We start from the raw sequence: 13374 nt of genomic DNA, 5'->3' as shown, positions 1-13374 counted from the left end.
CCCTCCTTGATTGATGCACTGAAAAGGTGAGAGCCGCAGTAACCTCTGTGGTAAGAGGATGCAGCCCATCACTGGCGTTCTCTGGTAATTAGAGTCCAAATTGATCTAGGTTGATCCCAATCGTGATAGCACCAATTGCAGCATCGCCATCCATCACTGGAATAGAAATTTGTACTAGATAGGCTTGGGAGCTCTCGTCAAATTTGACCGGACCTATGTGTTTATCGCCTTTGCCATTGGCGAATGATTTTTGCCATTTATCCTCATCACCCTGCCAATAATCTGAAGTTTTACTGATCATGGCGACGTTCGCGCCTTGATTGTCCATGAGGAAAATTTCTTGGTAGTAAGGTTTGCTGGCTTCGAAGGTCGTGAGAAACTTGGCCGCTTCGTTGTTCATCAGGGATGACATAAAGTCATCAATACCTGCGGTGGCAATCCATTTCTCATCTAATGTTTTGATTGAATCTAAGCTTTTGCCTTGGGCGTTTTGCGCTTTAACGGCATTCACCAGTACCACTTCTCTGCCTAATGGCATCAGTGAATCGGCTAGGTCGATAACGGCTTTGGGGACTTCTTCGGCGAAACTGAGGTTACTGCTGAGCAGTAGTGCGGCGGCAGACAAGATTTTACCAAATTTCATGATCTCTATTCCTTAAGGTCACAGTATTGAAGGGGAAAGCGGTTATCTCTAAAAGCGCGATAAGCAAAAATACGTTAGGGTCAGACAGAACAACTATAGTAGAAAATTCAAGTTATTCAGTTCTTTCATAAAAATTTTATCGATGGCATTTCTAAACAAATAGAATCCGCGGTAAAAAATAAGGCCACATCTGACTTGATCTGATGTGGCCTTGAATTGAGTGAGCTTGGGTGAGGTTAGAACATTAAGCCTTGACTGGAATGCGCTCGAGTACGGCTAATAATAATGTCCAATATTGGCCGACTGTGGTGATGTTTACCATTTCGTCTGGACCGTGTGGATAGCGAATGGTGGGGCCAATCGAGACCATGTCCATGTCTGGATAGGGTTTCTTGAATAGGCCGCACTCGAGACCCGCATGGATCACCATGATCACTGGCTCTTTGTGGTAAATGTCTTGATAGGTTTCGCGCACTATTGCCATTACAGGTGAGCTGTTATCTGGCTTCCAGCCTGGGTAAGCACCGCTTAAATCGATATCGGCTCCGGCTAAGTTGGTCAGCGCAGTTAACATGCCTTCGACTTGAGTACGGCCAGAATCGATCAGCGAGCGGATAAGGCACAGGATAGTGACTTCTTCATCGTTAGTGCTGATAACGCCAACGTTGAGCGAGGTTTCAGTCACACCTTCGACTTCATCACTCATGCGGATCACGCCGTTCGGGCACACATGCAGCAAATCGATCAGGGTATTTTGGCTGTTTTCGCTCATCACACGTTTTGGCGTTGGGATAGTGTTTAACACTAAACGCATATCGGGATCGGCAATGGCGAGTTCGGTGCGGATAAGCGCTTCAAACTCAGCGACTTTTTCGTTTAAGGCGCTGACGTTTTCTTCTGGCAACATAAAGCTGATGTTGGCTTCCCGTGGGATCGCATTACGCAGTGAACCGCCGCTAAATTGGGTCAACTCCAATGCTAAATCATCTGCGTTTTCAAAGAGGAAACGCGCTAATAGCTTGTTGGCATTACCACGACCTAAGTGAATATTCACCCCAGAGTGACCCCCTTTTAAGCCTGATAAGTGCAGGCTAAAGGCTGAGTAACTTTGCTCAGACGCTTGCCACACCATAGGCAGGGTGATTTGAGCATCGACACCACCGGCACAGCCCATGTAGATTTCACCTTCTTGCTCTGAGTCGGTATTGATCAGAATGTCTGCGTCTAACATGCCAGCCTGTAAACCGAAGGCGCCTGTCATGCCCGCTTCTTCATCTATCGTCAGCAGCACTTCTAATGGGCCGTGCTTGATATCATCAGAGCCTAAAATGGCTAAAGCCGATGCCATGCCAATACCGTTATCTGAACCTAAGGTTGTACCCTTGGCTTTAACCCAATCGCCATCGACATAAGCTTCGATAGGATCTTTAGTAAAATCATGCACTTTATCGGCATTTTTTTGTGGCACCATATCGATATGGGCTTGAATAACCACGATTTTACGATCTTCCATACCCGGCGTCGCAGGTTTACGGATGATCACGTTGCCAACGGCATCCTCAACGACGGCAAGTTGTTTGCTTTTAGCCCACGCTTGAATGTGCTGGCTTAAGGCTTGCTCATGCTTAGATGGATGGGGAATCGCGCAAATTTGTTCGAACCATTGCCATAATGGCTGCGGGTATAACTGACTTAAGGCTGTCACTTGAGTGTCCCTCATAAGGTCTTGTGAGTATAGGGCAAATTTGCGGCCATTCTACCACATTCTGTGCAGCCAAATAATCTCAGCGTCACAGGCTTTTGGTGAGCTGGCAGCCAAAGTTTCCAGTTCGATTTTTTCTGGGAGTGTCGGTAGCACTTTTAGATTGGTAATTAAGCGATAGAGCGGGAATAATGCAGGCACAATAATGAAAAAGGATGGGTCATGTTTCAAGTTAACTTCGTTGATGTAAAAGCAGAAAATGCCATTTTTGATGGTGAAGGCTGGGATGCGGTTGTGGTGGTGACGCCCGATCTGGATTCTATCGGTTTTGATGAGATAGGTTTATTGGCTCAGCACGGTGCCCACGTGGATAAGCGCGTGGGTAAGAGCCCTACATTATTGTTTGCCCCAGGGCTTGCGGGAGGGCGTTTGATCATTGCGCCTGTCACCCAAGTGCATGACGAGTATGTTGATGTGCGTGTATATGCCAATGCTGCAAGGGCGGCGATTGCCATTGCAAAAGACGCAGGCGCAAAACGTCCGTTGTTATATGTAGTGCCATCGAAGGACTCACGTTTTAGTTTTGCCTCTGAAGTCGCAGCATTAGCCTGCGGTCAAGAACTGTGGCAAACCTTAGAGCTGCGTGAAGCGACTGGCTTAACGCCTGCATTTGAGGCCATAGGGTTATTATCTTCATCAACCCATAACAGCAATTTGCTCAATGCCTTAGAAGCGGGCCGCGTATTAGCGCGGGATTTGTGTGGTACTGAACCTGAGCGCATGTCGGCTAAAGCCTTTGCGGACTATTGTTTGCAATCCTTTGCGGGCAGCGTGATCAAAACCGCCGTGGTGGAAGACAGAGATATTTTAGAGCGTGATTATCCGCTGCTCAGTGCTGTGGCGCGTTCTTCTTTTGCCGTCGGTCGTCATCAGCCTCGCGTGGTGAAACTAGAGTATCTGCCAGAGGGTCAAGTGACTCGCACTTTCCTGTTTGCGGGTAAGGGCGTGATTTACGATACCGGCGGCGCCGATCTGAAAGTCGGCGGCGCTATGGCGGGCATGAGTCGTGATAAAGGCGGCGCTTCTGCCGTGGCGGGTTTATTTAAAACTCTGTCAATGCTCAAGCCTAAAGGTATTCGAGTGATTGCCGAGTTAGGTTTAGTGCGTAACAGCATAGGCAGCGAAGCCTTCGTGACCGATGAAATTATTACGAGCCATGCGGGTGTGCGAGTGCGGATTGGTAATACGGATGCTGAAGGACGCTTAGTGCTGGCGGATTTACTGAGCCATTTACGCATCAAAGCCGTGTCGGCGGTGAAGCCTGAGATGTTTTCGGTAGCAACACTCACAGGTCATGTCGTACGTTGTTATGGCAGCTATCCCGCGGCGGTGGAAAACTCAGTGGCGAGTTCACAGCAATGCGCTGTCACTTTACAGCAGCAAGCGACTCAATGGGGTGAACCCTTTGAAGTGTCTACATTACGCCCTGAAGACTTCGTTAAGATCCGCGATGTGTCAGGCGCTGCTGAAATATTATCTTCCAATAATGCGCCATCATCGATTACCGCCCGTGGACATCAGTATCCCGCGGCATTTTTACTGAAAGCGTCGGGGCTATTTGACCATGGTGTAACAGCCCCTATTCCCTTGGCTTACACACACTTAGATATTGCAGGCAGTGCAACAGAAGGTGATCCGCTCTACGGCAAACCTACAGCGAGTCCGCTGGTGGGCTTGTATCAATATCTGATCAATCGCTAACGATTTGTGGTAACAAATAGAAATAATTCTGTAATATCTTATTTATTATATAGTTATAGGGTTATTTCTGTTTTTCTGTGAAGCAGGTCGCCATTAACCCCACTATAATTGTGTAATTTAATTACATTAAAAAGCCTTAATCAAAAAAAATACAAATAAAGGTTGTAATAAAACTACAAATCCATATAATTGCTTTCGTGGATTAGGCACTACGCCTTTCCTCTCTAGTCTATCCAGGATGGATATTTTTCTCCAAGGACCTGAGTGACAAGTCGTCTCAACGGATATGAGAATCTCTAGTTCCAAGGAACCGAGCCAAGCTTCACTAGAGTACTTAATCACAACTAATTTAGGAGTATTGACTATGTCTTATACAGGCAACAACCATATTTATTGGCAAAACACTTGGTTTAACACTGATGTTTTGCGTGGCGGTTTATTCGCCATGAGCTTTAAGGCCTAACCCTCCTTAAAGTTTGAGTTTCCATCATCCATCAACCTTTGTATCGCCTTTTTTGGCGTGTTTAGACTCAAGTAGCATATTGATGTTTTTGCATGGATATGCCAGGTTTTTCCCGCTAGCGCGGTAATGTACTTCCCCGAAAGGGACGCTTGAAATATGTCTTTGCCTGCTCATTGAGCAGGCTTTTTTTTGTCTTTTTTTCGCTTAAGTATTTAACGGTTTTGCCTGATGTAATGAGCGTAAACGGTTCGTGTTAGAAGTGATGTGGTATGGACAATAAATGGATATGGGGTTCAATATACAAGCTATCGGCCTATCGCTTGTGATACTTGTTACTCAGGGACTGTTTATGGACACTAAGTTGTTTTTTCAAAATGGTAAGTTAACACTGGATATCAACCCCAGTGAGATGCGAATGTCGCATTGGGTTTATGCGCCAGTGTTAATCAATACTGAAACGGCGGAAGTGCTTTTTGATTTATCAGGGAAGGGCTGGGATTTTCGGTCTGCAGAAGAAAATGGTGATGACATCATTTTAAAGCTTGCCCGTTATCCTGATGCGAACAACGTATTTAGGCTCGTTCTGAATATATCAAAAGACCGAGCAAGCCTTAACGGTAATATTTTTTCAATTAATGATGTGTGTAAGGTATTAGAGGATATTGCCTAACAAGTGATATATGGATATCTTGATTTTTATTTATAAATCATAGCTTTAAATTTTAAAGGATATATGCGGCAAACCCTACCCAACTTAATAGTAAAAGCGTTATGGCAATCCAAGTCGCGATGGTGAACTGACGTTGAGATTCGAATAACTCGTCTGAATCCTCTAGTTCATCAGTGTCATTAATTGTGCGAGATTTTGCTCTCAACTGTTGTTTACGTGCTTTATCCCGTTCGCGAGCTTTGGCTTTTTGCAGCTTTTTATATTCAGCTATGCCTTTTTCTATCCCTTGGGCAATGAGTTTAGTTTGCTCTTTGGTTTGGCCCGGCTTTTGGGTGGCTTTGGCTGCGACCAGTGCTTCTTGTTGAGTTTCTGTCGAGATAGTGGGTTTCATCTGGGCTCTGCCTAAATTAATGCGGCTAAAAGGTGATAGCTAAAAGTGTAAACGCAGCGATTATACCCACATTAGACCTCAAAAACGTAAGATGAATATCTTCTTTCCATTAAAAAATCAGTGGATGTCCACCCTGTGGGGCGGGGATATATACGGGCTCGTAGTCCCATACTTCCCTAATGGTATCAACCGACAGAGCATCGGATGGCGTGCCTTCACTGACGATTCGCCCTTGTTTTAACACAATTAATTGATCGCTATAGCGCGCGGCTTGGTTCAAGTCATGCAGTACCACTATTACAGTGTAGCCTTGTTGGTGAGCTAAGTTTTGGGCTAACTCAAGTACTCTGTGCTGCTGGGCAAGATCCAACGCTGATGTTGGTTCATCCAGTAATAGTACGGGCGGAAACGGCGATTGCCTGAGTTGAGTTAAGACTCTGGCGAGTTGGACTCGCTGTTTCTCGCCGCCAGAGAGGGTTGGATAGCTGCGCTTAGCCAGATGGGTTAAGCCCACTTGCGCCAGTTGCTCGGCAACTAACGCATCACCTTCTATCTTACTGATGGTTAAGGGATATAGGCCCATTGCTACGACTTCTGACACAGTGAAGGGAAAGGTGAGGCTGGCGTGTTGCGGCAGTACAGCTAAGGATTTTGCCAGCTCTCTCCTAGGCCAATCCGCCAGCTGGCTATGGCCTAGCCGTATACTTTGCCTTGGTGTGCTGATTTCTTGGCAAAGGGCTTTAAGCAGGGTGGATTTACCCGCACCATTTGGGCCGAGTAGGGCGGTTACTGCACCCGATTGAAACTGTACATTAATATCACTGAGCACGGTTTTTGGGCCGATGCTGACATCGAGCTGACAAATGCTGAGCTCGGTGCGATCAAATTGCGCCTTGGCTGAATAAGTTGTCGATTGTGTTGGTTGATTTGCAAAGGATGTTGCAGCCATAAAAACTCGCTTAGATTAGCTTACTGCGTTGTTGCAGTAGTAAAAAGATGAAGAAAGGCGCACCGATGAGCGCGGTGACGAGTCCAACGGGTAACTCGGCAGGCGGTAAAAAAGCGCGCGCGCCGATATCGGCCAATGCCAATAGGGCTGCACCTAAAAGTGCGCTGATGGGCAGCAGTTGGCGATGATCTGGCCCTAACATCATGCGCACTAAATGCGGCACGACGAGGCCGATAAAGCCGATAATTCCTGTTGCAGCTACACTTACGCCAACACCTAAGGCACAAAGCAAAATAAGCCTAAGTTTGAGCCTATCGACATCTATCCCTAAGTGGCGTGCTTCGGATTCGCCAAGCAGCAAGGCATTGAGTGCCGCCGCATCTTGGTGAAATCGCCAACTCAGTAGCGCTAAGGTCACAAGACACAGACTGACATATAGCCACTGCGCACCTGCAATCGATCCCATTTGCCATAGGGTTAAGTCACGTAGCGCCATGTCGTTGGCAAGATACGTGAGAACACCTATTCCTGCGCCTGCCAGCGCAGCTATGGCAACACCCGACAAAAGTAATAATACGACCGATGTACCTGTTGGGCTGCTGGCGAGTCGGTAGACGATAAGGGTGGTCACTAATCCCGATGCAAACGCACTGATGGGGATCATCAACGGATTCGCGTTGGGTAACAGCACGATACAGATGGCTGCGCCAAGTGCAGCGCCGGATGACACTCCGATAATACCGGGATCCGCTAAGGGATTGCGAAAAAGCCCCTGCATTACCGCGCCGCACTGTGCGAGCGTAGCGCCTACTGCTAACGCCAGTAATGTCCGTGGTAAGCGCACATTGTTGATTACCATTTGCTCGTGGGGCGCAATATTGCCGATATTTTGCTGGGTAGCCCAATTGAACACTGCATTTAGGGCGTCGACAAAGCTGATGCTAACGGGGCCAGTGCTGACCGAGAGTAAGCCGCTGAGGGCTAACAGTGTGACTAGACTCGGCCAGAGCCAGCGGTTGAGGAACATCTCAAATATCCTTTCTATTTTTATCTGGGGCTAATTAGTGCTAACTGTGCTCATCGCTGCGTCTGTTAATGGTTTTGCTTGAGCAATGTGCTGGCGAGCGTATCCGCGGCGCTTATGGCACTGATGCCTAAACCACCGAGAAGGGCTTGCGGTGCTAGTGTTTGAATATGGCCGTTTTCACCTGCTGGGGTATGGGCGAGTAGTGGCATCTCTTTCAACAGTTCTTGGGCAATTTGTGCATTGGTTTGATCTGTGGGTTTATCGCTACGCTTTGACAGCAAAATAATGTCGGGCTGTAAGGATAGAATCCCTTCTTGAGACATGCTTTTGTAGCCATCAAACTCGGCGATATTTTGTGCCCCAGACAGCTCGATAATAGTATCTGCGGCTGTGCCTTTACCGCCAACCCGTGCACCGCGGCCTTCTTGTAACAGCATGAAGAGAATTTTGGGCTGAGAGCCAGCATCGCGCACTTGTTGTTTTTTACCCGCTAAGCTTTGCAGTTGTTGATGTAAATTTTGTTTTAATTTAACCGCATGTTCTTGGCGATTGAGTAAGTGACCTAAGGTATCCACATTGTTCATCAGTTGTGGTTCATCATTTGTTGCGGGTAATTGCACAACTTGGATATTCGCCTGTTTTAATACCTTTAGTGTGGTTTCTGGTCCCATCACATCTGAACCGACAACCAGCGTTGGGGAGAGGGCAATAATGCCTTCGGCGGAGAGCATTCTGTGATAACCAAGCTTAGCCACATGGCTCAAACTTTCAGGCACATAGCTGGTGGAGTCGATGGCGACTAGCTCATTGCCTGCGTCGAGGGCGAGCACGAGCTCTGTGACTCCTGTACCCGCACTCACGAGTCTTATCTCTGGCTCGGCACTCAGTTCAGCGCTAAAAACGCTTGAGGATAGTAAGGCCGTAAGTGCTGATGTGAAAAACATCAAATTTTTTAATGTCTTATATGTGCGCTTATGTTGATAACGCTGAACTCTGGAACCTTTTTTTACTGGTATTTTAGTTGCTTGAAACAACATGGTTAAACTCCTAATACAACTTGTTCGCGACAGGCTTAGATGCCGTTTTTTGATATCAGACTTTTGCTTTCTCATTTAAATGGCGGGTTCGGATACGCTAGTGCTCCATCAAAATTTGTGTCTGACTGATGGACTGCGTCTGCAACAGTGCAAGCAGTTGCATCAAAGGTTCCACTGGCGCGGCTTTGTCGGCGGCAATGACAACCGTCGCCTTCGGCATAGTCTGAAAATGTGCAGTAAATGCAGTGGTAAAAGTGGCTAAGTCATCAAACTCTTTGCCATCAATAGCCCAATAAGGCGCTGTTGCCATGATATTGATGGCAATTGTTTGTTTGTTGTCGATTGCCGTGATGGCCGAGCTTGGGCTTTGTGGCACATCTACCGGCAAACTTAATAATTGGCTATTTGCCGTCAGCAGTAAAAACACCAGCACGATAAAAATAATGTCGATTAACGCGGTTAAATCTAGGCTCGGAAGTTGCTCAGGCGAAGCAATGCCAGCCTGCGATAAGAATGGTTTATCTGCACTTATCATGTCTGTGGCTCAATTTGAGAATGGGGCTTGGATGCCAATTTTTGCTCGACGCTAGTTTTACTGACTCGGGTGAATGCATGGTAATGATTGGCATCAATTGAAATATCTTCGATACCCGCTAACCAGAGATTGAGTTGATTGAGCACATGCCCAGCACGCAGGCATTGGCCTTGAGCCCAGATCCCAAAAAGATGGGCGGCGGTAATGGCGGGCACGGCGATCATGAGTCCGGCAGCTGTGGTGTTCATCGCAAGGCCCAGTCCAGCACTGAGTTGTGCTGGAGTGACGGGGCCTTGTGATTGCCCGAGTTGGGCAAACATTTCGATGAGTCCCAATACTGTGCCGAGCAAACCGAGTAGTGGACTAATGATGCCAATCACTTGTAAAACCTTGAGTCCGGCTTGCAAGTCGCGTTGTTGCTTATTGAGCCACAGACTGAGTAATTCTTCCCTTAGCACTTTTGGCTGGTGGACTTGTTTGAGTAGCAAGGTCGCGCCACGGGCGAGTAAATCTTGCTGTGCGCTGGTTTGCGCTAGCAGCGCGCTGACGTTTTCAGTGGTTGCCGCTGAGCTTGATTGACGCAATGCTTTTACCCAGGCCTGTTTTTTGGGCCAGATTGACAGCAAAGTTTGATGCAAAAACAAGGCGCTACGTTCAAGGCAGATCATCAAAGCTAAAAAAGCACATAACAACAAGGGCCAAGTCAGCACGCCAAGCTGAGTCTGTAGGGTTGAAAAATCAGTTACGGGCATTAAGCCTCTCCAATCGATTGAAAAAAGTAGTTTTATATGTAAGTTAGTAAAACAAAAATCAGGCTAGTTGTGCGGTGGCTAATTCCCTACGAGCTAACTCTCCACGGGCTAACTTTTCAGTGGCAACATTGGGCCTGTTAGTTGAGCGCGAAGCGAATAGGCACTCTGACCTTATAATGACTCGCTAGCCTTTGCGCTGGCGCCGCAAATTGCCAGTTTTCAACTGCATCTAACGCGGCTTGATCTAACAGACTGAACCCTGAGCTTTTTACTAACGTCAGTGCAAGTTGCTCACCAAGTTCGTTAAACATCACTTCTATGGTTGCGGTGCCTTCTAGCCCTTTTTTACGCGCTATCTTTGGATAAGTCGGTTGCGGTGGCGCTGCAGCGAACAGCGGTTTGGCTAATTCCACTATGTTAGTTTGGGCACTGTCAGCTGTTTCACTGGCCACATTTGGGGTCGCTTTTGCATCAACTTCGGCTGCGTTAGTGATTAAATCCATTTGTGCAGTTTTGGGTTCTGTTTGATGTTCAATTTGTTCGAGTCGCTTATGTGCTAAAACGCTTGGATTTAAAGCACTTGGTTCTAAAGCGTTCGTCGCTAAAGGGTCCGTATTCGGATGATTGTTAGCCGTGGGTTTTGTTGCTGAAGATTTTTTGGCGAGTTGGCTGTCAATTCGTTGATCAGCTTTAGTTTTCGGGATAACCGCCTTATTGACAGATTCTGCTGTTGATACATTTTGCGCTGTACTGTTTTTTTGCACTGTACTGTTCACAGTGGCTACTTTGGCGTCTGTTTGCTTGATGGGCTCTGCATTTGTGTTGCTTGCAGCGCTAGTCGCGGTAGAAAAATTAAGGGTGACAGTATTCGCGCTGGGAGTGAGCGATGCTTGGTTTACGCTCGATGATTGGGCGCTTGGCTGCATAGTCATAGCGGGTTGGGAGGCGATAACACCCGTCTGGATGGCAACCGTTAACGCGCCAAAGGCAAGATATCGTTTTGGTGTCACAGCAACCTCTTTTTCCAATGAAAGCCATTTTCCTAATTAAGATATCTCAATATAAACAAGATCGCAAATGATAATGATTTGCATTTGATCTATTTTGTTGTCTCAGGTAGAGTGCCTGCAATAGCTCGAATGAGCGCTTTAAAAAGCAGCTAAACCGACGATTTATCCTACTTTATGGGTACTGATTGCCTTGGGCTCGATCTGGAAGAGGCTCAATCTCGAAAGAGCCAAATCTGGAACAGACTTAATCTCGAAAGGATTGGCGTCTGGAAAGAGAGTCTAGGCTCAGTAATAAATTGTACGGAAACAGCTGAATATCACTTGAGGATGAAGAGATGAAAAAAAAGCCGTTAGTGATCGCCATGGCGATAGCACTGAGTGGTACGGCCCTAAGTTTTACGTTAGCGGCAGAGGAAAGTGTTAAGCCTGTTGTTCAACAGGATGCGGATAAAAAACTGGTCACAACAGAGTTTGATGAAGTATTAGTGAGTGCAACACGCATCAGTGAAAAAGCCTCCGAAACCAGCCGTAGCGTGGCAGTGGTGGATGAAGAGCAACTTACGGTCGCCCAAGCATCATCAGTTGCCAATGCCCTTAAAAATGAGGCGAATATTACGTTGACCAATGGCCCAAGAGCTTCATCTCAAGGGGTTGAAATCCGTGGTTTAAGTGGCGATCGTGTGTTGCAAACAATTGACGGCGCAAGACAAAATACTAGCTCTGGTCACAGAGGTACCTACTTTATGGACCCTGAGTTGCTCAAATCCATCGAAGTGCTGCGCGGCCCTGCCAGTAGCTTGTGGGGCAGTGGTGCCCTCGGTGGTGTCGTAGCGCAGAATACTAAGTCGGCACAAGATTTTTTAGCGCCAGATGAGACCTTTGGTGGCTATTTCAAACAAGGTTATGAGACCAATGGCTCCCGCACTAAAACCAGTGGCGCTATCTATGGTCAACAAGACAGCATCGATTGGTTACTCAATGGTTCCTATTACGATTCAAACAATATAAAAACCGGTAATGACGAAACTCTAAACAACAGTGCATCCCAAGGCAGCAGTGGTTTAGCTAAATTCGGTTGGCAAGCCGACGAGGCATCACGGTTAGAGTTATCTGCAAGAGCCAGCAAAAACAATGAATTAGTACCGAGCAATCCTTCTGCTGCTGTGAGTAGTTCAGTGCCTTTGGTGCGCCGCAAGACTGACGATAAAAACCTCACCCTAAACTACAGTCTCAATCCTGCTAATAACCCGTATCTGGATACTAAGATGCAAGTGTATTGGAACAGTACCGACTACGATGAAGACCGTATTACGAAAGGTCAGCAAGACAGTACTGAGTTCCGCACTGTGGGGATTAACCTTAATAACAGTTCGCGTTTAGGCAATACTCTGTTGACCTACGGGGTCGATGGTTTTCGCGATACCATAGAAACGACGCGTGATGATTCGGGCCAAGTGGGCCAGCGTCCAGAGAATATCGATGGCGAAACCACAGTATGGGGCGCTTTTACGCGGGCAGATATTGAGTTGACTAAGACGTTAAATCTTGATGCGGGTCTGCGTTATGACAGCTTTAAAAATGACAGCCATAATCTCAACTTATCCTCAGATGACAATGAGTTATCACCATCGCTTGGCTTGGTGTGGCAGACTCAGCCTTGGTTGACCTTAAGCGCACGTTACGATCAAGCCTTCCGCGCACCTACGGTAGAGGAAATGTTCTCCAGCGGCACCCATTATTGTATCCCGCCAATCCCCGGATTTTTACCCCAAGGTTTATGTAACACCTTCGCGGTGAATTCGGATCTAAAAGCAGAGACTGCGCGCAATAAAGAAATCAAAGCGGACTTACGTTTCAGTGAGTTAGCGGGTGATGATGAACTGGCGCTAACGTTTAACGTTTTCCGTAACGATGTGGACGATTTTATCGTGCAGCAAGTGTCTAATCCTTGGCGTGGCATTCCTGGATTCGAGCAAACGACCTCATGGAATAACGTTGAAGATGCACGTTTAACAGGTTTTGAAATTAGCGGTCGTTACCGTATTGGCCAAACTCGTTTAGCGATGAATTACGGCCAAACCCATGGCGAAGATCGTCAAACGGGCGATGATATAGAAAATATACCCGCCAATAAGTTCAATGTCGATTTATCCCAAGGCATTATGGAAGGCGACATGAAACTCGGTACTCGCGTCACTTATGTGGCGACTCAGTCGAATACGCCTGACGGCTTTAAAGTGGCGAAATACGACGATTACACCCTATGGGATGTGTATGTAGCGTGGGAGCCGACTATGGGCGCGATGGCGGGTGTGAGAGTGGATTTCGCAATCGAAAATATCGGTGATGAGAAGTATCAACAAGCGTGGCAAACCTTGTATCAACCGGGTCGTAATATGAAGTTATCGGCGCGCTATATGTTCTAAGCCACTCA

12 protein-coding genes are annotated in these 13374 nt (G+C 47.0%); 3 read left to right on the top strand and 9 right to left on the bottom strand.

The features are described 5' to 3' along the window. Positions 1 to 88 precede the first annotated feature (88 nt). On the bottom strand, positions 89 to 643 hold the full coding sequence (locus KO533_RS17005) for a cache domain-containing protein (protein WP_028761558.1): 555 nt from the start codon (positions 641 to 643) through the stop codon (positions 89 to 91). 244 nt (positions 644 to 887) lie between these two features. Next, a complete protein-coding gene (locus KO533_RS17000; protein ID WP_131523865.1) occupies positions 888 to 2348 on the bottom strand; it encodes an aminoacyl-histidine dipeptidase in 1461 nt (486 codons plus the stop codon). Between the two features lie 219 nt (positions 2349 to 2567). On the opposite strand from KO533_RS17000, the gene KO533_RS16995 reads away from it, so the two are divergent. After that, positions 2568 to 4106, top strand: coding sequence for a leucyl aminopeptidase family protein (locus KO533_RS16995; RefSeq protein WP_219255273.1), 1539 nt, complete (start codon positions 2568 to 2570; stop codon positions 4104 to 4106). 743 nt (positions 4107 to 4849) lie between these two features. Beyond that, the gene (locus KO533_RS16990) at positions 4850 to 5239 is read left to right on the top strand and encodes a hypothetical protein (protein ID WP_251073479.1); all 390 of its coding nucleotides are present in this window, start codon (positions 4850 to 4852) and stop codon (positions 5237 to 5239) included. Positions 5240 to 5291: 52 nt separating this feature from the next. On the opposite strand, the gene KO533_RS16985 is transcribed toward KO533_RS16990, so the two are convergent. From KO533_RS16985 to KO533_RS16955, 7 genes are all read right to left on the bottom strand, one after another. Next, positions 5292 to 5630 carry a DUF2956 domain-containing protein gene (locus KO533_RS16985; protein WP_131523863.1) on the bottom strand — a complete coding sequence of 113 codons (339 nt, stop codon included), beginning with the start codon at positions 5628 to 5630 and terminating at the stop codon, positions 5292 to 5294. Between the two features lie 109 nt (positions 5631 to 5739). After that, positions 5740 to 6579, bottom strand: coding sequence for a heme ABC transporter ATP-binding protein (locus KO533_RS16980; protein WP_131523862.1), 840 nt, complete (start codon positions 6577 to 6579; stop codon positions 5740 to 5742). A gap of 10 nt (positions 6580 to 6589) precedes the next feature. Next, positions 6590 to 7606, bottom strand: a complete 1017-nt coding sequence (locus tag KO533_RS16975; RefSeq protein WP_219255271.1) for an iron ABC transporter permease — start codon at positions 7604 to 7606, stop codon at positions 6590 to 6592. A 65-nt stretch (positions 7607 to 7671) separates the two neighbouring features. Further along, positions 7672 to 8643: a hemin ABC transporter substrate-binding protein gene (locus KO533_RS16970; protein ID WP_219255270.1), complete on the bottom strand. Its 972-nt coding sequence runs from the start codon at positions 8641 to 8643 to the stop codon at positions 7672 to 7674. A gap of 97 nt (positions 8644 to 8740) precedes the next feature. Beyond that, positions 8741 to 9178: a biopolymer transporter ExbD gene (locus tag KO533_RS16965; RefSeq protein WP_106649664.1), complete on the bottom strand. Its 438-nt coding sequence runs from the start codon at positions 9176 to 9178 to the stop codon at positions 8741 to 8743. Then, a complete protein-coding gene (locus KO533_RS16960; protein WP_106649665.1) occupies positions 9175 to 9930 on the bottom strand; it encodes a MotA/TolQ/ExbB proton channel family protein in 756 nt (251 codons plus the stop codon). Before KO533_RS16960 ends, KO533_RS16965 begins: the two co-directional genes overlap by 4 nt. A 137-nt stretch (positions 9931 to 10067) precedes the next feature. Beyond that, entirely contained in the window at positions 10068 to 10940 is an 873-nt protein-coding gene (locus KO533_RS16955) for an energy transducer TonB (protein ID WP_219255268.1), read from the bottom strand. 335 nt (positions 10941 to 11275) lie between these two features. Between KO533_RS16955 and KO533_RS16950 the strand changes: the two genes are divergently transcribed. Further along, positions 11276 to 13366: a TonB-dependent hemoglobin/transferrin/lactoferrin family receptor gene (locus KO533_RS16950; protein ID WP_219255266.1), complete on the top strand. Its 2091-nt coding sequence runs from the start codon at positions 11276 to 11278 to the stop codon at positions 13364 to 13366. The last annotated feature ends 8 nt before the right edge of the window (positions 13367 to 13374 follow it).

Origin of the sequence: Shewanella sp. NKUCC05_KAH (assembly GCF_019345585.1) — a bacterium.
GTDB lineage: Bacteria > Pseudomonadota > Gammaproteobacteria > Enterobacterales > Shewanellaceae > Shewanella > Shewanella oncorhynchi.
Note: the sequence above shows the minus strand (reverse complement) of the source record. Positions and strands in the feature narration are given on the sequence as shown.

Bases quoted from the DNA above. Each gene is read 5' to 3' on its own strand.
- KO533_RS17005 (WP_028761558.1), bottom strand. From the start codon at position 643: ATGAAATTTGGTAAAATCTTGTCTGCCGCCGCACTACTGCTCAGCAGT.
- KO533_RS16995 (WP_219255273.1), top strand. From the start codon at position 2,568: ATGTTTCAAGTTAACTTCGTTGATGTAAAAGCAGAAAATGCCATTTTT.
- KO533_RS16990 (WP_251073479.1), top strand. From the start codon at position 4,850: ATGGATATGGGGTTCAATATACAAGCTATCGGCCTATCGCTTGTGATA.
- KO533_RS16985 (WP_131523863.1), bottom strand. From the start codon at position 5,630: ATGAAACCCACTATCTCGACAGAAACTCAACAAGAAGCACTGGTCGCA.
- KO533_RS16980 (WP_131523862.1), bottom strand. From the start codon at position 6,579: ATGGCTGCAACATCCTTTGCAAATCAACCAACACAATCGACAACTTAT.
- KO533_RS16975 (WP_219255271.1), bottom strand. From the start codon at position 7,606: ATGTTCCTCAACCGCTGGCTCTGGCCGAGTCTAGTCACACTGTTAGCC.
- KO533_RS16970 (WP_219255270.1), bottom strand. From the start codon at position 8,643: ATGTTGTTTCAAGCAACTAAAATACCAGTAAAAAAAGGTTCCAGAGTT.
- KO533_RS16965 (WP_106649664.1), bottom strand. From the start codon at position 9,178: ATGATAAGTGCAGATAAACCATTCTTATCGCAGGCTGGCATTGCTTCG.
- KO533_RS16960 (WP_106649665.1), bottom strand. From the start codon at position 9,930: ATGCCCGTAACTGATTTTTCAACCCTACAGACTCAGCTTGGCGTGCTG.
- KO533_RS16950 (WP_219255266.1), top strand. From the start codon at position 11,276: ATGAAAAAAAAGCCGTTAGTGATCGCCATGGCGATAGCACTGAGTGGT.